The organism is Streptomyces sp. NPDC001351 (assembly GCF_042896045.1).
GTDB lineage: Bacteria > Actinomycetota > Actinomycetes > Streptomycetales > Streptomycetaceae > Streptomyces.
Genome location: NZ_JBIAWS010000005.1, coordinates 613,437 through 632,542, shown reverse-complemented (window position 1 = coordinate 632,542; position 19,106 = coordinate 613,437). Strand labels below are relative to the sequence as shown.

Annotated in this window: 16 protein-coding genes and 4 pseudogenes; 3 read left to right on the top strand and 17 right to left on the bottom strand. The window is 70.3% G+C overall.

Annotation, left to right across the window (positions count from 1 at the left end):
- Nucleotides 1–44: 44 nt before the first annotated feature.
- A complete protein-coding gene (locus ACFY1U_RS21595; protein ID WP_390695728.1) occupies nt 45–1,793 on the top strand; it encodes a right-handed parallel beta-helix repeat-containing protein in 1,749 nt (582 codons plus the stop codon).
- On the opposite strand, the gene ACFY1U_RS21590 is transcribed toward ACFY1U_RS21595, so the two are convergent.
- The 8 genes and pseudogenes from ACFY1U_RS21590 to ACFY1U_RS21555 form a co-directional block, all read right to left on the bottom strand.
- Nucleotides 1,727–3,154, bottom strand: a complete 1,428-nt coding sequence (locus ACFY1U_RS21590) for a UDP-glucose dehydrogenase family protein (protein ID WP_390695727.1) — start codon at nt 3,152–3,154, stop codon at nt 1,727–1,729. The genes ACFY1U_RS21595 and ACFY1U_RS21590 overlap by 67 nt on opposite strands.
- Nucleotides 3,145–4,215 carry a UDP-glucose 4-epimerase GalE gene (gene galE / locus ACFY1U_RS21585; RefSeq protein ID WP_390695726.1) on the bottom strand — a complete coding sequence of 357 codons (1,071 nt, stop codon included), beginning with the start codon at nt 4,213–4,215 and terminating at the stop codon, nt 3,145–3,147. The genes ACFY1U_RS21590 and galE overlap by 10 nt, the downstream gene beginning before the upstream one ends.
- Nucleotides 4,216–4,290: 75 nt before the next feature.
- A complete protein-coding gene (locus ACFY1U_RS21580; RefSeq protein WP_390695725.1) occupies nt 4,291–6,144 on the bottom strand; it encodes a glycosyltransferase in 1,854 nt (617 codons plus the stop codon).
- Between the two features lie 5 nt (nt 6,145–6,149).
- Nucleotides 6,150–7,177 (bottom strand): annotated as a pseudogene (locus ACFY1U_RS21575) (UDP-glucuronic acid decarboxylase family protein).
- A 327-nt stretch (nt 7,178–7,504) separates the two neighbouring features.
- A complete protein-coding gene (gene aspA / locus ACFY1U_RS21570; protein WP_390695724.1) occupies nt 7,505–8,917 on the bottom strand; it encodes an aspartate ammonia-lyase in 1,413 nt (470 codons plus the stop codon).
- Between the two features lie 249 nt (nt 8,918–9,166).
- The gene (locus tag ACFY1U_RS21565) at nt 9,167–10,183 is read right to left on the bottom strand and encodes an asparaginase (protein ID WP_390695723.1); all 1,017 of its coding nucleotides are present in this window, start codon (nt 10,181–10,183) and stop codon (nt 9,167–9,169) included.
- Between the two features lie 42 nt (nt 10,184–10,225).
- Complete coding sequence (locus ACFY1U_RS21560) at nt 10,226–11,662, bottom strand: amino acid permease (RefSeq protein ID WP_390695722.1); 1,437 nt, start codon at nt 11,660–11,662, stop codon at nt 10,226–10,228.
- Nucleotides 11,659–12,336: a FadR/GntR family transcriptional regulator gene (locus ACFY1U_RS21555; protein WP_232649234.1), complete on the bottom strand. Its 678-nt coding sequence runs from the start codon at nt 12,334–12,336 to the stop codon at nt 11,659–11,661. Before ACFY1U_RS21555 ends, ACFY1U_RS21560 begins: the two co-directional genes overlap by 4 nt.
- Before the next feature lie 158 nt (nt 12,337–12,494).
- On the opposite strand from ACFY1U_RS21555, the gene ACFY1U_RS21550 reads away from it, so the two are divergent.
- A complete protein-coding gene (locus tag ACFY1U_RS21550; protein WP_390695721.1) occupies nt 12,495–13,184 on the top strand; it encodes a GAF and ANTAR domain-containing protein in 690 nt (229 codons plus the stop codon).
- 133 nt (nt 13,185–13,317) lie between these two features.
- Here the strand turns inward: ACFY1U_RS21550 and ACFY1U_RS21545 are convergent, their stop codons facing one another.
- The 6 genes from ACFY1U_RS21545 to ACFY1U_RS21520 form a co-directional block, all read right to left on the bottom strand.
- Nucleotides 13,318–13,974 carry a TOPRIM nucleotidyl transferase/hydrolase domain-containing protein gene (locus ACFY1U_RS21545; protein WP_390695720.1) on the bottom strand — a complete coding sequence of 219 codons (657 nt, stop codon included), beginning with the start codon at nt 13,972–13,974 and terminating at the stop codon, nt 13,318–13,320.
- A 178-nt stretch (nt 13,975–14,152) separates the two neighbouring features.
- Complete coding sequence (locus tag ACFY1U_RS21540) at nt 14,153–14,989, bottom strand: undecaprenyl-diphosphate phosphatase (RefSeq protein ID WP_390695719.1); 837 nt, start codon at nt 14,987–14,989, stop codon at nt 14,153–14,155.
- A gap of 73 nt (nt 14,990–15,062) precedes the next feature.
- Nucleotides 15,063–15,437, bottom strand: coding sequence for a fluoride efflux transporter CrcB (gene crcB / locus ACFY1U_RS21535; RefSeq protein ID WP_390695718.1), 375 nt, complete (start codon nt 15,435–15,437; stop codon nt 15,063–15,065).
- Nucleotides 15,434–15,814: a DUF190 domain-containing protein gene (locus tag ACFY1U_RS21530; RefSeq protein WP_390695717.1), complete on the bottom strand. Its 381-nt coding sequence runs from the start codon at nt 15,812–15,814 to the stop codon at nt 15,434–15,436. The genes crcB (ACFY1U_RS21535) and ACFY1U_RS21530 overlap by 4 nt, the downstream gene beginning before the upstream one ends.
- The gene (gene crcB / locus ACFY1U_RS21525; protein ID WP_390695716.1) at nt 15,811–16,272 is read right to left on the bottom strand and encodes a fluoride efflux transporter CrcB; all 462 of its coding nucleotides are present in this window, start codon (nt 16,270–16,272) and stop codon (nt 15,811–15,813) included. The genes ACFY1U_RS21530 and crcB (ACFY1U_RS21525) overlap by 4 nt, the downstream gene beginning before the upstream one ends.
- 170 nt (nt 16,273–16,442) lie before the next feature.
- Nucleotides 16,443–17,402: an SMP-30/gluconolactonase/LRE family protein gene (locus ACFY1U_RS21520; RefSeq protein WP_390695715.1), complete on the bottom strand. Its 960-nt coding sequence runs from the start codon at nt 17,400–17,402 to the stop codon at nt 16,443–16,445.
- Nucleotides 17,403–17,555: 153 nt separating this feature from the next.
- On the opposite strand from ACFY1U_RS21520, the gene ACFY1U_RS21515 reads away from it, so the two are divergent.
- Complete coding sequence (locus tag ACFY1U_RS21515) at nt 17,556–18,398, top strand: ribonuclease BN (RefSeq protein ID WP_390695714.1); 843 nt, start codon at nt 17,556–17,558, stop codon at nt 18,396–18,398.
- Nucleotides 18,399–18,458: 60 nt separating this feature from the next.
- On the opposite strand, the pseudogene ACFY1U_RS21510 reads toward ACFY1U_RS21515, so the two are convergent.
- From ACFY1U_RS21510 to ACFY1U_RS21500, 3 pseudogenes are all read right to left on the bottom strand, one after another.
- Nucleotides 18,459–18,575, bottom strand: a pseudogene (locus ACFY1U_RS21510) (hypothetical protein); the annotation flags it as partial.
- 59 nt (nt 18,576–18,634) lie between these two features.
- Nucleotides 18,635–18,853 (bottom strand): annotated as a pseudogene (locus ACFY1U_RS21505) (arabinogalactan endo-1,4-beta-galactosidase); the annotation flags it as partial.
- Nucleotides 18,835–19,103: pseudogene (locus tag ACFY1U_RS21500) on the bottom strand (beta-galactosidase); the annotation flags it as partial. The pseudogenes ACFY1U_RS21500 and ACFY1U_RS21505, both read right to left, overlap by 19 nt.
- Nucleotides 19,104–19,106 lie beyond the last annotated feature (3 nt).

Genomic DNA, 19,106 nt, shown 5'->3' with positions numbered 1-19,106 from the left:
CTCCATGAACCCGGGACCGAAAAGCCATCGAGACAGGAGCCAGATTGCGCCAGCGGATCGAATGCACCGAGGTCCCCGGCTCGCCTCGGCGAGAGCACGGGGGCGGAACCGAGGCGGTCGGCGGGCTGCTGCGGCGACGCGCCGCGGTGGGACTGTGCGCGATGGCGGTGCTGCTGGCCGGATGCAGCCTGCCCACTCCGCACATGCCCCTGCGGACGAATGCACAGGGCGGACGGGACTTCTACGTCAGCCCGCAGGGAGACGACAGCGCCGACGGCCGGACCCCGCAAACGGCCTGGCGGACGCTCAGGCGCGCCGATGCCCTGCGGTTCGAACCGGCCGACCGGTTGCGACTGCAGGGCGGCGCCCGCTTTGCGGGCACCCTGAGCATCGGTCAGGGTGACGCGGGCGACGCCCGTAAGCCCGTCGTGATCGAGTCCTACGGGAACGGACGGGCGACGATCGCGGCCGCCGGCACGCGCGGCATCGAGGTGCACAACACGAGCGGCGTCACCATCCGCAACCTGATCGTCGTCGGCGACGGCGCGTCCTACCGGGACGAGGACGGTATCGCCTTCGTCAGCGATCTGCCCGGTCACCGCAAGCTGCCGTACATCCGAGTCTCGGGCGTCGAGGTGACGGGGTTCCAAAACGGCATCCGGCTGCACGGCGGCCCCAAGGCGTCCGGCTTTCGAGACGTGGAGATCTACGACTGCGCGCTGCACACCAACCAGGACGCGGGGCTCGTGACCGACGGGCCCGCGTTCGACCCGGACGCTCCCGCCTACGCCCACGAGGACGTGACGGTGTCGAAGGTGAGCGCGTATCAGAACGTCGGGGACCCTGCGGCGTCCGGCCGCAACACCGGAAGCGGCATCGTGCTCGGCAGCGTCAGCCACGGCACGGTGCAGCAGTCCGTCGCCAGGGACAACGGGGCGTACTCCTCGGCGACCGCCATGGAGGGCCCCGAGGGCATCTGGACGTACGACTCGACTCGGATGACGTTCCAGCGGAACATCTCCTACGGCAACCACTCCGGTTCCCAGGTGGACGGCGGCGGCTTCGGTCTGGACAACAACGTGTCGCACTCGCTGATGCAGTACAACCTGGCCCATGGAAACGACGGGGCCGGTTTCCTCGCGTACTCCGCCGTCTGGAACTCGGTCCACACGGACAACACGATCCGGTACAACGTCAGCCACAACAACGGCCGCAAGATCCAGGACTACGGCGGCATCGTCGCTGAGGGATCACGGGTCACCCATCTGTCCATCTACCAGAACACGGTGCTGAACACGGCGAACGGCTCCGTCCGCGCACCGGCGCTCCGGCTCCAGCCCAACCTCGGTTCGGTCACCGTCCGCAACAACGTGTTCGTCACGGACGGGGCTCCCGTGGTGGCCGCCCAGGGGAACTTCGACACGTCGGACGTGCTGATGCAAGGCAACGACTACCACAGCAGCGGCGGTTGGATCCTGCAATGGGGCGACCACTGGTACAGCGACCTGGCCTCCTGGCGCCAGGCGGCGGGCCAGGAGGTACAGGGTCCGCGGGCCACCGGCACCAACGCCGACCCCTGTCTGGCCCAGGTCGCGCTGCCCGCGTCCGGCCCGAATCTGTACGGTATCGGGCCGACACGCGGTGCACTGACGTCCCAGTGCGTGCGCACTCTGGCCGGTGCCGCTGTCGACCTGCGCACCCTGGGCGTGAATCCGGGGTCGGTGGACTACTTCGGAGCACGGCTGAGGGGGTCTCCGGTCGCGGGGGCCGTGCAGGCCGTTCCCAAGGCGTGAGGGATCGTCGCTCTGAGCGCGTCGCCGTGGCCCGGTGCCGGGACGGGAGCGGGGCGTCCCAGAGCGCGCAGGTGCCAGCCGGCCGCCCTCCAGACCACCGGGTCCAGCGCGTTGCGGGCGTCCAGCATCCGCGGTGCCCGGACCACCTCCGCCAGCTCGACCGGGTCGAGTCGGCGGTAGTGACGCCATTCGGTCAGGTGCAGCACCAGGTCTGCGTCCCGGCACGCCTTCATGATGTCCGTGCAGTACGCCGGCCCGGGCAGCGCCTCCCGTGCGTTGTCGAGGCCTTCCGGGTCGTGGACGACGACCTCGCTGCCCTGGGCGACGATCTCCGCGGTGACGGCCAGAGCCGGTGAGTCGCGCACGTCGTCGCTGTCGGGTTTGAAGGTGGCGCCGAGCACGGCCACGCGCCGTCCGTCGAGGCTGCCGCCCACGAGCTGACGAGCGAGGTCGACCGTCCGGACGCGCTGGCGCAGGTTGATCCGGTCGATCTGGCCAAGGAAGCTCACCGCTTCGCTCACCTGCAGCTCCTCGGCCCGGGCCAGGAACGCGCGGATGTCCTTGGGCAGGCAGCCGCCGCCGAAGCCGAGGCCGGCGGACAGGAATCGGCGCCCGATGCGCGCGTCGTGGCCGAGTGCGTCGGCCAGGGTGACCACGTCGGCGCCCGCGGCGTCGCAGACCTCCGCCATGGCGTTGATGAACGAGATCTTCGTGGCCAGGAAGGAGTTGGCGGCGACCTTCACCAGCTCCGCGGTGGCGGGGTCTGTTGCGATGCAGGGGGTGCCTGCGTTCAGCAGCGGTGCGTACACCTCGCGCAGCATCCGCTCGGCCCGGGACGAGGTGAACCCGAGGACCAGACGGTCGGGGCGCAGCGTGTCCTGCACCGCGAACCCCTCACGCAGGAACTCCGGGTTCCAGGCGACCTCGGCGTCGACGCCGGGGCGCAGACGTGCCGTCATCCTGCGGCCGAGCGACCGGGTGGTGCCCACCGGCACGGTCGACTTGCCGACGATCAGGGCGTCCCGGGTCAGAAGCGGTGCCAGGCCGTCCACGACCGCCTCCACATAACGCAGGTCGGCGGCGAACGAGTCGGCGCGCTGCGGGGTGCCGACGCACACGAAGTGGGCGTCGGCGAAGTCCGCGGCCTCCGCCGGCGAGGTGGTGAACCGCAGCCGTCCGGCCTGGATGTTCCGGATCAGGATCTCCGGCAGACCGGGCTCGAAGAACGGCGCCCGGCCTGCCGCCAACGCCTCGATCTTCGCGGTGTCCGTGTCGACACCGAGGACATCGTGTCCGATCTCCGCCATGCACGCGGCATGCACGGCTCCGAGGTATCCGGTACCGATGACGCTCAACCGCATGAAAGTTCTCCTGTCTCGCCGGCCGCCGCTTCCCCGGGCCGGCGGGAGTATCCGTGCGGGTTGAGTTGCTGGAACCGCCAGGCGTCACGGCACATGGCGGCGAGATCACGTGTGGTGGTCCAGTCCCAGGCCGCAGCCACCGCACTCGCGTCGGCGACGAGCTCGGCGACATCGCCCGGCCGGCGATCGACGATCTGGTGGGGAATCGGGCGGCCGCTCGCCTCGCCGAAGGCGGCGACCAGTTGGAGCACGGAGGTTCCGGTGCCGGTGCCGAGGTTGAACGTCTGCATCCCCGGGCGGTCGTCCAGGTGCTCGACTGCCACCCGGTGTCCCTCCGCGACGTCCATGACGTGGATGTAGTCCCGCACCCCGGTGCCGTCCGGCGTGGGGTAGTCGTTCCCGAAGACGCTGAGCTTCTGCCGGCGTCCCACTGCGACCTGGGCGACGTACGGCATCACGTTGTTCGGTACGCCCTGCGGATCCTCGCCGAGCCGGCCGCTCGGATGGGCTCCGACCGGGTTGAAGTAGCGCAGGGCAAGCACCCTCATCTCCGCCAGATGGGTGCAGACGTCCTCCAGGATCCGCTCGCACATCAGCTTGGTACGGGCGTAGGGGTTCGTGGGTGCCACAGGGCTCTGCTCGGTCAGGGGAACCGTCTGCGCGTCGCCGTACACGGAGCACGACGAGGAGAAGACCAGCCGGTGGACCCGGTGTTCGTGCATGACCGACAGCAGAGTGCAGGTGCCGCCCACGTTCGTGTCGTAGTACTCGACCGGATGGCCCACCGACTCTCCGACCGCCTTGTGGGCCGCGAAGTGGATGACGGAGTCCACTGGGTGGCGGGCGAACACCTCGGCGAGGGCCTTCCGGTCGCGCACGTCCACGTGGAAGGCGCCGGCGAGCGGGCGGCCCGCGGTCTTGGCGATGCGGTCCAGGGCGTGCGGCGAGCTGTTGACGTGGTTGTCGACCACGACGACTTCGTGGCCGTGGGCGAGTAGTTCGACGCAGGTGTGGCTGCCGATGAAACCTGCGCCACCGGTCACCAGGACCGTCTCGGGCATGGGGCACCTCGTTTCGTCAGGGAAGGGACATCCGCGCGGGTCCGCGCACACGGGAAGCCGGACGGGCAGGCGGTGTCAGCCGGTCACGAACCCGCGCAGATAGAGGGGGAAGATCAGCAGTGCCCAGGCCAGTGGCACGAGGGCGAGGAGCCCCGCGGTCAACGGCAGGGCGGCGGTGTGCAGGGCCCGGCGCACACCGACGCCGGCCGATCTGGCGGTCTCCCGGATGTGCAGCGCGCCGACCGCGAGGGTGACCAGGGCGTAGGAGAGCGAACCGAGCAGGCACAGGAAGACGTAGCCGACGGCGGGTCCGGTCAGCTCCCCGACCACGGCGGCGCCGGAGAGAACGACGGTGATCAGGAGGTACGGCAGCATCAGGCGCAGCGGCAAGGGTTCCATCCCGTCACGGGCCTTGGGCGTGACCTTGAAGACGACCTTCTTCGGCCGCAGCCGCTGCATCAGCGCGACTGCGGTTCCCCACGCGACATAGGGCCAGCGGGCCAGGCCGAACAGCCAGCCCTCCCAGCTCAGCACCGGCGCGTCCACGGGCCGCAACAGACCGCGCCGCCGCAGCAACACCGTGAGCAGGATCAGGAAGAACGACATGGCCCAGAAGTGCCCGAGGAAGGAGAGGTAGTCGACGTCGACCCACGGGATGCCCGTGACCGCGGCGACCGGTGGCAGCAGCAGACCGCAGGTGGTCGTGAGCGCCAGCAGTGGGTAGTACGACAGGGCGAACGCGAACCGGAGCCGGAGCCTGCCCGGCATGCGCCGCAGATGCTTGGGGAGCATCCCGAGCAGCATCACCACCAGGCTCCGTGACCACTGGAACTCCTGGGTCACCATCGCGGCGAACGTGATCGGGCCGTCGCCGTGCGCCTCCGCGTCGATCGCGAAAGCGCCGTGCCAGCCCGCGGAGTTCAGCAGGAAGGTCGTCGAGAAGTCCTCGGCCAGCTCCGGCCCGAGTCCGCCGATGTCCCGGAGGGCCCGGGTCCGCACGGCGTAGTGGGAACCGATGCACAGCGGGGCCAGACCGTCGGTGTGGCCCAGTTGCATCGGCCCGTGGAAGGTCGCCTCGCGATGCAGGCGCCCGCGCGCCGACCAGGACGTATGGGCATTGGCGTCGCACACGCTGGGTGCGGCCACGTAGCCGATGGCCGGATCGGTGAACGGCCGGACCATCTCGGTCAGGTAGCGGGGGTGAGGTACGTGGTCGACGTCGAGCTGGGCCACCACGTCGTAGTACCGGTATCCCCAGTGGTCGTAGAAGTGGGCGAGGTTGCCCTCCTTGCACCGGGTGCGCCGCGGCCAGACGTCCCGGTGGTAGGCGGCGACGCCGCGCCGGCAGGAGACGCGCACGCCGTTCACCGCGCACCAGTCGAGGATCTCCTGGTCCGGGTCCTCGTCGCACAGCCATACGTCGTAGGAGTGCGGGAAGTCCTGGCGCAGCATCGCGCTCAGGGTGGTGCGGGCCACCGACCAGGGCTCCGACGGCGCCCGTGTCACCACGAACGCGGTCCGTAGCGAGGGCACCTCGACGGACGGGGAGAGGGTGCGCAGCCGCAGCACGGCGAGGACGAAGTACAGCGGCAGCAGCGACAGGTACAGCAACAGCGCGCTGTTGACCACGAACCCGAACCAGCCGACCCTGTGCTCCTCGCGCAGCCACCACTCCCAGAAGCAGACGAGGGCGGCCACCCAGCACGCCGAGAGCAGTGCCACCGTCAGCCGGTCCGTGCGCCGCAGCCGCGGAACCCAGGTGCCGGTGCGCGGCTCCAGGACTCTGGGCGGCTTGGCGAACACCGGTCCGTCGGCCGGTGTGTCGACGACGTTGCCCTGGGAAAGGGTGCGCAGCTGGGCTCGGAGTGTGTCGCCGGAGGTGTCCGGCAGGGTCTCGAGGGTGATGCCCGACGTGAGGTCGGAATCCATCTGGGTCACGAGGCGGCCGGGGTCGCGCCCAGCGGGCCGGCCACGGCGATGGTGTCGCCGGCCTGCTGCCCGCCCCGGATCGCGGCGAGCGCGGCGGCGACGTCGTCGGGTCGGGCGGCGAACCATTCCACCGTGCGCCGCAGCCCGTCCTCGATCCCGACGGCCGGGCTCCAGCCCAGGCGTTCGAAGGCCCGGGTGATCACCGGCCGGCGACGGGTGGGATCGTCGACGGGCAGGGGGTGGAACTGGACCTCGGCCCGAGAACCCGTCAGGTCGAGCACGCGGTCGGCGAGTTCGAGAACGGTCAGTTCCACGGGGTTGCCAAGGTTCACCGGGCCGGGCTCGTCGCGGTCGAGCATGGCGACGATTCCGCGTACCAGGTCCTCCACATAGCAGAAACTGCGCGTCTGCTTTCCGTCGCCGTAGACGGTCAACGGCTCTCCGGCGAGCGCCTGAACGACAAAGCTGGACACGACCCGCCCGTCGTGCGGGCGCATGCGCGGACCGTAGGTGTTGAAGATGCGCACGATCCCGGTATTCGTACCGCAGTGCGTGCGATAGGCCTGCGTGATTGCCTCGGAGAACCTTTTCGCCTCGTCGTACACGCTGCGTGGTCCGATCGGATCACATGACCCCAGTACGTTTCGTCCTGCGGGTGCACTTCGGGGTCCCCGTAGACCTCGCTCGTGGAGGCGAGCACGAAGCGGGCGTCATGGTGTGTCGCAAGGCGCAGCGCGTTCTCCGTGCCTCGGCTGCCCACGGCGAGCGTTTCCAGCGGACGCCGGAGGTAGTCAGGGGGCGAGGCAGGGCTCGCCAGGTGGGCCACCGCGTCGACGGCGCCCGACACCGCGATCGACCGGCTGACATCGGTGCGGACGAGTTCAAATGCCGGATTCCCGATGAACGGGGCGACGTTCTCGGGCTCTCCGGTCGAGAAGTCGTCGAGGCAGACCACTTCGTCACCGCGTCGGAGGAGTGTTTCGCACAGATGCGAGCCGAGAAAACCGCCGCCACCCGTTACGGCCACACGCATGAATTCTCCTGGATTCATCGAAGCATTCCGTCACTCCGCCCGACGCAGGAAGAACAGGGTCGTTCACCGGGGCAGGAGACGGCCCGTTTCGAAGGCCGCAGAATTCACCATATGAGCATTAGTAGCACTTTCCGATGAATGGCGAACGGGGCTGCGCCGATCAGCCGGTACCGCCGGTCGTGTCGAGGCGGCGCGCAGTACGGGCACCGCCCGGCGTGGAGGACGCACGGCGGTCGTTGCGCATTCATCCCTGGGCGTGACGTCGTCCGCGTGCCGCGATGGTCCGGTCGCCTGAGCCGACCATCACGGCACGCGAGTGATACACCGTCAGATCGACTGCGTCGTACCGCTGCCTGCGAGCACCTCCGGGCGCAGCAGTCCGGCGAGTCGCTCGGCGGGCAGCAGGCCCTTCTCCAGGACCAGTTCGGCCACACCGCGACCGGTGGCAAGGGCCTCCTTGGCGATGTCGGTGGCGGCCGTGTACCCGATGTGCGGGTTGAGGGCGGTCACCAGGCCGATGGAGTTCTCCACGCTCGCGCGCAGCGCCTCGGTGTTGGCGGTGATGCCGTCGACGCACCGCTCGGCGAGCGTCAGGCAGGCGCTCTGCAGATGGGTGACGGACTCCGACAGGGAGTGCAGGATGATCGGCTCGAAGGCGTTGAGCTGGAGCTGTCCGGCCTCGGCGGCCATGGTGATGGTGACGTCGTTGCCGATCACCTCGAAGGCGACCTGGTTGACGACCTCGGGGATCACCGGGTTGACCTTGCCGGGCATGATGGACGAACCGGCCTGCACCGGCGGCAGGTTGATCTCACCGAGGCCCGCGCGCGGGCCGGAGGACAGCAGCCGCAGGTCGTTGCAGCTCTTGGAGAGCTTGACGGCGATCCGCTTGAGCACACCGGACATCTGCACGAACGCGCCGCAGTCCTGGGTGGCTTCGACCAGGTTGGCGGCGGTGACCAGGGGCAGCCCGGTGATGGCCGCGAGGTGGCGGCGGGCCGACTCGGCGTATCCGGCGGGGGCATTGAGTCCCGTGCCGATGGCCGTGGCGCCCAGGTTGATCTCATGGATCAACTGGACGGCCTCGTCAAGACGGTTGCGGTCCTCGTCAATCATGACGGCATACGCGGAGAACTCTTGACCGAGCGTCATCGGCACGGCGTCCTGCAACTGTGTACGGCCCATCTTGAGCACGTTGCGGAACTCGACGGCCTTGCGGGCGAAAGCGTCCTGCAGTACGGACATCGCCTTGAGCAGTCCACGTACCGCGAAGACCGTCGCTATCTTGACGGCGGTGGGGTAGACGTCATTGGTCGACTGGCCGAGGTTGACGTCCTCATTGGGGTGCAGGTGCCGGTACTGGCCCTTCTCGAAGCCCAGCAGCTCCAGCGCCCGGTTGGCGACGACCTCGTTGGCGTTCATGTTGGTCGAGGTGCCGGCGCCGCCCTGGATGACGTCGACGACGAACTGGTCGTGCAGCTTGCCTTCGCGGATCTCGCGGCAGGCCTCGATGATGGCGGCGGCCTTCTTCGGCTCCAGCAGGCCGAGTTCCTCGTTGGCGAGGGCGGCGGCCTCCTTGACGGCGGCGAGCGCGTCGATCAGGTGCGGGTAGGCGGAGATCGGGGTGCCCGTGATGGGGAAGTTCTCCGTGGCGCGCAGGGTGTGCACACCCCAGTAGGCGTCGGCGGGGACGTCGCGGTCTCCGAGCAGGTCGTGTTCGCTGCGGGTGGCGGCGGTCATGAGGTGCGGGTCCTCTTTCTGAGGGTGGTGAGGGTTGGGTGGCTGGCGACGTCGGGGGTGGGTGGATCCGGCTCGGGCGGTACGGGGTGACGCCCGCCCGAGCCGGTCGAGGCACCGGCCCGGTGGTGACGGGGCCGGTGGTTCAGGGGGCGGCCGGGGGCATGCCGGCCGCACGGATCCGGCCGTACCGCGACCGGATCCGGTGGTCCGCCGGTGGCCACCGCGCACACTCGGTGGCCACCGGAGCCGTCAGGCGCAGGCCCGGACCGTGAGGGGCTCCAGCGCGCGGACCGGGCGGATCTCGCCGACCGGTTCGCCTCCGCCGAGGAGGGGTTCGCCCGCGAACCGGGTGAGGAGGGCGGGATCGACGCCGGCCCGGGCGAGGGCGGCGGCGGTGACGGGGATCCGGGCCCGGTTCGCGCCGTCGGAGATCTTGACGGCGACCGCCCGGCCGTCGGCCAGGGCGGCGACCTCGACGCCCTCGAAACCGTCCTTCGCGAGAAGCCTGGGGACGGCCCGCATCAGGGCGGCGACGTCACGGCCGGCACCGGAGGCCATCTCGGCGTGCTCGCGCATGGCGTCCGCGACCCGGGCCTCCGGAGTGCCCTGGGCCGCCGTGGCGATGCGGGCGGTGGCCCGGGCCAGGCCGTGCAGGGAGATGGAGAAGAGGGGGGCGCCGCACCCGTCGACGGTGACCCGGGCGATCCGCTGCCCGGTGAGGTCCTCGACGATCTCGGCGATCGCCTGCTGGAGCGGGTGCCGCGGGTCGAGGTAGCCGTCGAGGGACCAGCCGTTGAGCTTGCAGGTGTACAGCATGGCCGCGTGCTTGCCCGAGCAGTTCTGGGCCAGCCGGGAGGGCTCGCGGCCCTCACGTATCCATGTGTCGCGGACCGCCGGGTCGTACGGCATGTCCGTCACGTTGCGCAGGTCGTCCTCCGTGACGCCCGCGAGCTCCAGGATCCGCCGGGCCCCGGCGAGGTGGCGTTCCTCGCCGGAGTGACTGGCGGCGGCGAGCGAGAGCAGCTCCCCCTCCAGGGGCAGCCCCGCCCGCACCATGGCGGCGGCCTGGACGGGCTTGAGCGAGGAGCGCGGGTAGAAGGCGGCCTCGATGTCGCCGAGCTGGAACTCGACCTCACCGTCCGCCCCCAGGACGACCACGGAGCCGTAGTGGACGCCCTCGGTCACTCCGCCGCGGACGACGTGCGCGACGGGCGCGTGGAGGGGTTCGCGGATCGCGGGAGCGTCCGTGTGAGAGCTGCTGTACATCACTGCCTGTTCACTTCTGGGTTGTCTGGAGCCGGCGCCGGGTTACGCGTCGGCCTTGGCTGAGGTGCGCTGCAGGCGGCCGCGGATGACGTACCAGCCCGCGACGAGCGCTCCGACGATCAGCGGCAGGCACAGCACGGTGGTGCGGCCGGCGCCTCCGTCGGCGTACATGAGGACCAGGACGGAGGCGAGGAAGGCCAGCGTCACGAGTTCGGTCCAGGGGGAGCCCGGCAACCGGTAGCCGGGGCGGGTCAGCTCGCCCTTCTGGGTCTTCTTCCAGAAGAGGAGGTGACAGATCATGATCATGCCCCAGGTGGAGAGGATGCCGATCGCCGCGAAGTTCAGGACGATCTCGAAGGCGTCCGCCGGGACCACGAAGTTGAGGCCGACGCCCAGCACACAGATACCGCTGGTGAGCAGGATGCCGCCGTACGGGACCTGGCTGCGGCTCATCACCGAGGTGAACTTGGGGGCGGACCCGGACATCGCCATGGAGCGCAGGATGCGGCCGGTGGAGTACAGGCCGGAGTTGAGCGAGGACATGGCCGCGGTGAGGACGACGAGGTTCATCACGCCGCCGGCCGCCGGGATGCCGATGTGGGACAGCACGGTCACGAAGGGGCTCTCTGCGGCGCTGTACTTGTTCCAGGGCAGCAGCATGGAGAGCAGGACGACCGAGCCGACGTAGAAGAGGCCGACGCGCCACATGATCGAGTTGATCGCCTTCGGCATGATTTTCTCGGGGTTCTGGGTCTCACCCGCGGCGACACCCACCAGCTCGACGGAGGCGTAGGCGAACACGACGCCCTGGATGATCAGCAGCATGGGCAGCAGGCCGTTGGGGAAGACGCCGCCGTTGTCGGTGATCAGGGCCGGGCCGGGGTGGACGCCGTCCACGGGGTGCTGGGTGACCAGCAGGAAGATACCGATGCACATGAAGATCACGAGCGCGCTGACCTTGACGATGGCGAACCAGAACTCCAGCTCACCGAAGATCTTGACCGAGATCAGGTTGACCGTCAGGACGACCGCCAGGGCGATCAAGGCGATCAACCATTGAGGGATGTCGGAGAACATGCCCCAGTAGTGCGTGTAGGTGGCCACCGCTGTGATGTCGGCGATGCCGGTGGTCGCCCAGTTCAGGAAGTACATCCAGCCCGCGGTGTAGGCGCCCTTCTCGCCGAGGAACTCCCGGGCGTACGAGACGAAGGCACCGGACGAGGGCCGGTACAGGACGAGTTCGCCGAGGGCGCGCACCACCAGGAAGGCGAAGATGCCGCAGACCGCGTAGGCGATGAACAGGGAGGGGCCGGCGTCGGCGAGCCGTCCGCCCGCGCCGAGGAAGAGACCGGTGCCGATCGCGCCGCCGATGGCGATCATGTTGACGTGCCGGGACTTCAGCGACTTGCTGTAGCCCGCGTCGCCTGCGTCGACATGTGCGGCCGGTGTGCGCGTCTCTTCTTTGAGGTGCTCGCTCACGCCTCGGGTCCGCCTTCCGTGGGGATGTCCGTGCGCGCGGGGCGCACGATGTCGGTGAGGGTCGTCTCGACGCGGTCGAGGTGGTGCGCCATGGCGTCCACCGCGTCGAGTTCGGAACCGTCCATCAGCGCCTCGACGATCGCCCGGTGCTCGCGGTTGGACTGCTCGCGGCGTCCGCCCAGCTCGTTGAGGAAGGCCGACTGACGCGCCAGTGCGTCGCGGATCTCCTCGATGACCCGGCGGAAGACCGGGTTCTGGGCGGCCTGGGCGACAGCGAGGTGGAACAGCGTGTCGAGGGCGACCCACGAGGTGGTGTCGGTCTCCCGCTCCATGCGTTCCAGCAGGTGCGCCAGGTGGTCGAGGTCCTCGGGCGTGCGGCGCACGGCCGCGTAGCCCGCCACCGGGATCTCCACGTGGCGGCGCACCTCCAGCAGGTCGCTGGCCGCGTAGTCGCCGAAGGTGGGGTCCTCGACGGTGCTGGCGACGACGAAGGTGCCCTTGCCCGTCTTGGAGACGGTCAGGCCCATGGTCTGCAGGGCCCTGAGGGCCTCGCGCAGCACGGGCCGGCTGACCTCGAGGGTGCGGCACAGCTCCGCCTCGGAGGGGAGCTTGTCCCCCACGGCGTACTCGCCGTTCTCGATGGCGGAGCGCAGGTGCGCCAGGACTGCTTCCATGGCGCTGATGCGCCGCGGACCCTGACTGGCTGTCTTGCTGTCTGACAGGTTCACGGGAGCGATCCTGCGGGTGCCGGGCGGGGGCTGTCAAGGGAGGCGAAAGAGAAGATGGGTAGAGGGCTTCTTGATGAGGACGAGCCGAAACGCGGGAGGACGGTATGGACTGGGGCCGGTTCGCGCAGCAGATGGCGTCGATGGCCCGGGACCTGCTCGCCCAGGAGTCGGTCCACGCCACCCTGGAGCGGATCACCCACTCGGCCATCGAGCTGGTGGAGGGGTGCGACGCCGCGGGCATTCTGATGCTGCACGGCACAACGGTGGAGACACTGGCCCCCACGCAGAAGCTGGTCGTCGACAGCGACCAGTTGCAGGAACGGCTGGGCGAAGGGCCGTGCTTCGATGCCGCCCGCACCGCCGAGGGTGAGCGGGTCTTCCGCATCGCCGACTTCACCAAGGAGCAGCCGCGCTGGCCCGCCTACGCCCCGCAGGCGCGCGGACTCGGCGTGGGCAGCATGATGGGATTCCTGCTGTTCACCGAGGACGAAGAGCTCGGTGCGCTGAACCTCTACTCCCGCGAGCCCGGCGCCTTCACCGCGGCCAGCGAGCTGGCCGGCTGGCTGCTGGCCTCCCACGCCGCGGTCGCCTTCTCCAGCGCCCGCACGCATGCCCAGCTGGAACAGGCCGTCGCCACCCGCCACCTCATCGGCGAGGCCATGGGCATCCTCATGGGCGCCCACAGTCTCACCGAGGAGCAGGCGTTCGACACCCTTCGGCGCTTCTCGCAGGAGAACAACATCAAACTCCGCGAGGTCGCCCGCCGGGTCTGCGAGCGGGGCAGCGTCTCCTGACCAGGCAGCGGCTCCCCCGGCTCGTTGTCTGAACCAGAGGAGCCTGGCCAGGCCGGCCCCCTAGGGGAACGCCGCTCAACCCGGCCTCAGTCCCAAGTCCCCCGCACCGCATCCCTCACGCATCCGAGCGGTGTCAGACCTGCGCCAGCAGGCGCTCCAGCGGCCGCGGGACACGCGCGAGGTCCAGGTGCTCGACCATCGCCTGCGCGTAGAGCGCCTTGCGGCCGCTGTGGGTGCCCATGAAGCGCCGCAGCTGGTGCTCCACGGGCCTCTCCCGCTGTGCCGGCTGGCCCTGGAAGGTGTGGAAGGGGCGCGTCTCGCCCTGGGCCTCGATCACCTGCTGCACGCCTTCCGCCCCGAGCGCGCGGATCAGCTCGTCCTCCAGGTCGGCCACGCACAGCTGGAATCCGAGTGCTTCCAGCCCGGCGTGGGTGCGAGCGGACCCGAGCCCGACCCGCTCCAGATGCCGCCGGAAGTGCCGCTCCTCGCCGATGTCGCAGAGACCGGCCAACGGGAGGCCGAGTCCCGGAGGGCCGCACACGTCGAGGAAGCGCCCGATGTTCGTCGCCCCTCCGAGCGGCACCACCGCAACGCCCTGCGCAGCGAGGTCGCGGCCGTGGCGAGCGGCCAGCGCTTCGAGCGCGACCTGATCACTGCTGCCCTCGACGAGCACGACCGTCCGCACACCGCCGCCGGCCAGCTGCCGCGCCGCCTCGGCGGCTGCGCCGGCACCCGCTCCCCCGGCCGCCCACGCGACCAGCGCCCGGCAAAATCGCCTCATCTCGTCCACGAGACCTCGCTTCCCCGCGCCATCGTGGCACGGCGGAGATCCCGTACGCACGCGCGTTTTCCGGGGGATCGCCGCAAGGAACCGGCGGATACGGCGCCTGCTCGGCATCGCCGCGTACCAAGGGCTCGTCCACGACCATGTCCGGCTTTCCGAGAGGCGCCCGTTTCCGCGCCCGCCGTCAGCTGCTGAGGCCACCCGTGCTGAGCAGGCCCAGGAGCAGCACGCCGACGACGATCCGGTAGACGACGAAGGCGTTGAAGGAGTGCTTGGCGACGAACTTCAGCAGCCAGGCGATGGAGGCATAGGCGACGACGAAGGAGACGATCGTGCCGACGGCCAGCGGGGCGGCGCCCACGCCCGTGCCCAGGGCGTCCTTGAGCTCGTACAGGCCGGCGCCGGTCAGGGCCGGGATGCCGAGGAAGAAGGAGAGGCGGGTGGCGGCGACGCGGTCCAGGTCGAGGATGAGGGCCGTGGACATGGTGGCACCGGAGCGGGAGAAGCCGGGGAAGAGCAGGGCGAGGATCTGCGCACTGCCCACCAGCATCGCGTCCTTGAACGTGGTGTCGTCCTCACCGCGCTTGTGCCGGCCCATCTGGTCCGCCGCCCACATCACACCGGACCCGACGATGAGGGAAGCGGCCACCACCCACAGCGAGCCCAGCGGCCCCTCGACGAGTTTCTTGGCGCCCAGGCCCACGATCACGATCGGGATGGTGGCGTAGATCACCCACCAGGCGAACTTGTAGTCGTGGTGGTAGCGCTCCTCCTTGTTGCGCAGGCCCCGGCCCCAGGCGGAGACGATCCGCACGATGTCCTTGAAGAAGTACAGGAGCACGGCGGCGATCGCGCCGACCTGGATCACGGCCGAGAAGCCGACGACGGCCTTGTCGTCGACCGGGATGCTCATGAGCCCTTCGGTGATCTTCAGATGTCCGGTGGAGGAGACGGGAAGGAACTCGGTCAGCCCTTCCACGACTCCGAGGACGGCGGCCTGACCGACGTTGATGACGCTCATGGGATCCAGTTCTGAGGAGTTGGTCGACAGTGCTGTAGACAGTCTTACTACGTGCGGAATCCGGGCCGCTCGCCTACCCCCACAGGGCCTGGGCGACCGACACCCCGGCGAATGCAGCGCCGAGGCCTGCCGCCAGACTCCCGACGACGTTGGCGGCAGCGTAGAGCCCCGCCCCGGTCTCGGTCAGCCGCAGGGTCTCGTAGGAGAAGGTCGAGTACGTCGTCAGGGCCCCGCACAGGCCGGTGCCGAGGAGCAGCTGCAGATGGAGGCCGGCGGCCCCCTCGGCCACCGCGCCGGTGAGCAGACCGAGGATGAGGCAGCCGGTGACGTTCACCGCGAAGGTACCCCAGGGGAAGACCGAGTCGTGGCGGGACTGCACCGCGCGGTCGGTGAGGTAGCGCAGCGGGGCACCGACCGTGGCGCCCGCGACGACCAGCAGCCAGTTCACAACGACCTCTTACCCTTCATATCCGTTTTGTCGGATCCGCTCTCGCGGCCCACGTACCGGATGACCTCACAGTCGTCGAGGATGACGAGGCCCTCGCCGACGAGCTCGTCGAGCTGCGGCAGGAAGGCGCGGACGCGTTCCTCGGTGTCGACGACGACGATCGCGACGGGCAGGTCCTCGCTGAGCGACAGCAGCCGCGAGGTGTGGATCAGGGAGGAGGCGCCGAAGCCCTCGATCCCGCGGAAGACGCTGGCGCCGGCGAGGCCCGCCGCGTGGGCGCGGTGGACGATCTCCGAGTAGAGGGGCTTGTGGTGCCAGGTGTCGTTCTCGCCGATGAAGACGGTCACGCGCAGCGCGCTGCCGGTCAGCCTCGTCATGGCTGCCTCCACTTCAGGACGCGGCGGGCCGCGGTGACCGCGAGCCACACCGCCGTGAGCGCCGCGAGCAGGGTCGCGGCGAGGTAGGCCAGCCCGGTGCGCGGGTGGCCGGCGTCGACCAGCTTCTGGATGTCGACGGCGTAGGTGGAGAAGGTGGTGAAGCCGCCGAGCACGCCGGTGCCGAAGAAGGGGCGTACCAGGCGGTGGGCGGCCCACACGTCGGTGATGACGACCATGAACACGCCGATCACGGCGCAGCCGACGACGTTGGTCCAGAAGGTCGCCCAGGGGAATCCGCCGGGCTGGGTGGGCCACCACAGGGACAGGGCGTAGCGGCCGGTGGCACCGAGGGCGCCGCCGAGCGCGACCACCGCGACGACGGGGGCCTGGGTGCGCCAGGCGGGCGGTCGCGGGGGGCGGGGGCGGGCGCGGACGCTCTCGGCTTCCGGGGCTGTCATGGTCGTACGTCTCCTACTCGCCGGGGCCCGGGGCATGCGGGCGCCGCTCCTTCGCAAGTAGGGACCGTTGGCGGCACCACTGCCGCGGTTCGGGTACGGCGGGCCCCACCGCCGCGCCGCAAGGGGTGCTCGCGGCCGAGCAACAGGGTAGCGCCCGGCCCGCACCCGGGTCACTTCGGGGCCGGTCGCTCGCACACGGCGACGCCCCGCTCCCAGAGGCTGCCCAGGACCAGCTGCCCGGCCGCCTCGCAGACGCTGGTCACCATGCGGTAGCCGGAGTGCCGGCGGGCGAGGTGGTGGACGAACGCCCCCTGGTCGTCGACCGCGAGGGCGCCGATGGTGCCGGTGGGGCGGTAGGGGGCACGGACGGCGATGCGGGCGGCGGCGGCGCGGACGGCGGGGGCGGTACGGTGCAGCAGGTCGAGCGGGGGGACGCGGGGCCCTGCCAGGGAGACCCAGACCGGGCCGTCAGGGGCCCGCCAGAGGTTGTCGGGCATGCCCGGGAGGTTCTCCACGAAGGGCTCGCTCTGTCCGCCCTTCTCGCCGGTGAGCCAGTAGCGGGTGAGCCTGCGGGCGCCGGTCTCGGCGACGACCAGGAACGATTCATCAGCGCTCAGCGCCAGCCCGTTGGCGAACTGGAGCCCCTCCAGCAGGACTTCGGGGCTTTCACTGCCCGGGGCGAGGCGCAGCAGGCGGCCGGTTCCGGTGTGTTCGACGATGTCGCCGATCCACTGGTCCAGCGGGTAGCTGCGGCTGGAGACGGTGAAGCAGACGCTGCCGTCGGACAGCGCGACCGCATTGCTGCAGAACCGTAGCCTCTCCCCCGCCACCGAGTCGGCGAGGATCCGCACGATGCCCCCACGGAGGTCGACGCGCAGCAGCCCGAGTTCGGCGTCGCACACCAACAGGGCGTCGTCCGGGAGAAGTTCGAGGCCGAGCGGCCGGCCACCGGTTTCGGCGAGCACCTCGACGCGGGCGGCCGAGGGCTCGGTCAGCCCGTCGATGCGCAGGATGCGGCCGTCCTCCACTCCGGTCAGCACCCGGCCCCGGGCGTCGGCCACGACGTCCTCGGGGCCACGGCCGCCGATGGCGACGTACCGGAGCGGGACGAGTTCACTGGGACGGTCCATGAAAACCTCCTTGTCGAGGTCGGGACAGTTCATGCTGGCATGTGTAGGGATGCCCATCGGGTGCCGCGTCACCCGATCAGGTTTACCGGGATGCGTTCTGGCCACTCAGGACATCACCACCGGTAACCCCGGCCGGAGGAAGGGGTGGTCCCCATGTCACGGCTGGCCGCCTGGCACCGGCTGGGGCTTGCCGAGCTGCACCGGCGCGGCAATGAGCTGGAGTTGATGCACCGGGCGATGGGGTTCGCGACGCTCGCCCTGGTCACCCTGGCGCCGCTGCTGATCGTGGTGGCCGCCGCGGATCCGCTGGGGCACGGCGGCTTCGCGGGGTGGCTGGTGGACGGCATGGCTCTGAACGGCCGGTCCGCCGACGCACTCGCGCATGTCTTCGGCCCGACCCGCAAGGTGATCAGCACCACCAGCGCGCTGAGCCTGGCCCTGCTCGCGTTCTTCGGCATGTCCTTCGCCTCCAGCGTGCAGAACGGCTACGAACGGATCTGGAGGACGGCCGCCGCTCCCTGGCACCACCTCTGGCGGCACGCGATCTGGCTGATCATGCTGATGGCGTACCTGTACGCCCAGGTGCAGACCCGGACGGTACTGGAGGGCCCTCCCCGCATCCTGCTCAGCATGGGGGTCGGTGTGCTGTTCTTCTGGTGGGGGCCGCACTTCCTGCTCAGCCGGCAGGTGCCCTGGCGCTATCTGCTGCCCGGTGCGCTCGCCACGATGGCGGGCCTGGTGGGCCTGCGCGGCTTCTCCTATCTGGTCTTCACTCCGCTCCTGGTCACCAACGCGATCAGCTACGGCCCGGTCGGCACGGTCCTGGTGGTGGAGTCCTGGCTGGTCGGAGTGGGGTTCGTCGTCTACGGCGGAGCGCTTTTGGGGCGCCTCATATGCGAGTGGCTCGGACACCTCGACGAGCCGCCGGACCAGCCCGGCCGGACGGCACGGGAACCGACGGACCGCGGGCAGGGACCGTCGGCCCTGCGTTCCTGACACAAGCACCTGGGCGAGGGCCCGGCGGCTCCCCTGCGACCGGGCCCCCTCCACACCGGTTCAGCGGTGGCTGAACCAGCTCGTGGCCGAGGTGGCCTTGTTGCCGTAGTCGAAGAGGGCCTGGTTCTCCCCGCCGTTGCCGGAGCTGGAGTCGGTCGGGTCCCAGCCGTTGCCGGTGACCGCGGTCCGGGTCGCCTCCCAGGAGAAGACGCCGAGGCCCTTGTTGTCGGGGACGGCACCCTGTAGGCGGAGGCCGAGTAGTGGGACAGACGGTAGCTGCCGCTGTGGCCACCGGACTCGGTGTACGAGGCGGCGTTCTGGCCGGCTGCCGAGTACGTCGACCAGCCGGCCGGCGTGGCGGTGCCGGTGCCGTCGGACTCGAAGCCGCCGTTGGTGAGGGTGCCGGCCGCCTGCGCGCCGGGTGCGGGCAGGGCGACCAGGGCGAGCCCGGCCACAGGACGGCACATCGGCGCGGGTGCCGGTGCCGCTGATCTGGCTCAACGAGTCGAGAGCGGCGCCCAGTTCGACGAGCCCGCGCCAGACCCGGGTCTCCGTGCCGCCGTGCGGGGGCATCGCCGAGTGGAACTTCTCGGCGCCGCGCCTGGACTGGCGCCACTGGAAGAACATCGCGCCGTCGGAGCCGCGGGCCACGTGGGCGAGGGAGTTGCGGGCCATCTGGCCGGGGGCTTTGGCGGGGTTGCGGGGCCG

Coding starts and splice junctions, on each gene's coding strand:
- ACFY1U_RS21590 (WP_390695727.1), bottom strand. CDS start 3,154: ATGCGGTTGAGCGTCATCGGTACCGGATACCTCGGAGCCGTGCATGCC.
- galE (WP_390695726.1), bottom strand. CDS start 4,215: ATGCCCGAGACGGTCCTGGTGACCGGTGGCGCAGGTTTCATCGGCAGC.
- ACFY1U_RS21580 (WP_390695725.1), bottom strand. CDS start 6,144: ATGGATTCCGACCTCACGTCGGGCATCACCCTCGAGACCCTGCCGGAC.
- aspA (WP_390695724.1), bottom strand. CDS start 8,917: ATGACCGCCGCCACCCGCAGCGAACACGACCTGCTCGGAGACCGCGAC.
- ACFY1U_RS21565 (WP_390695723.1), bottom strand. CDS start 10,183: ATGTACAGCAGCTCTCACACGGACGCTCCCGCGATCCGCGAACCCCTC.
- ACFY1U_RS21555 (WP_232649234.1), bottom strand. CDS start 12,336: ATGGAAGCAGTCCTGGCGCACCTGCGCTCCGCCATCGAGAACGGCGAG.
- ACFY1U_RS21550 (WP_390695721.1), top strand. CDS start 12,495: ATGGACTGGGGCCGGTTCGCGCAGCAGATGGCGTCGATGGCCCGGGAC.
- ACFY1U_RS21540 (WP_390695719.1), bottom strand. CDS start 14,989: ATGAGCGTCATCAACGTCGGTCAGGCCGCCGTCCTCGGAGTCGTGGAA.
- ACFY1U_RS21530 (WP_390695717.1), bottom strand. CDS start 15,814: ATGACGAGGCTGACCGGCAGCGCGCTGCGCGTGACCGTCTTCATCGGC.
- crcB (WP_390695716.1), bottom strand. CDS start 16,272: ATGACAGCCCCGGAAGCCGAGAGCGTCCGCGCCCGCCCCCGCCCCCCG.
- ACFY1U_RS21520 (WP_390695715.1), bottom strand. CDS start 17,402: ATGGACCGTCCCAGTGAACTCGTCCCGCTCCGGTACGTCGCCATCGGC.
- ACFY1U_RS21515 (WP_390695714.1), top strand. CDS start 17,556: ATGTCACGGCTGGCCGCCTGGCACCGGCTGGGGCTTGCCGAGCTGCAC.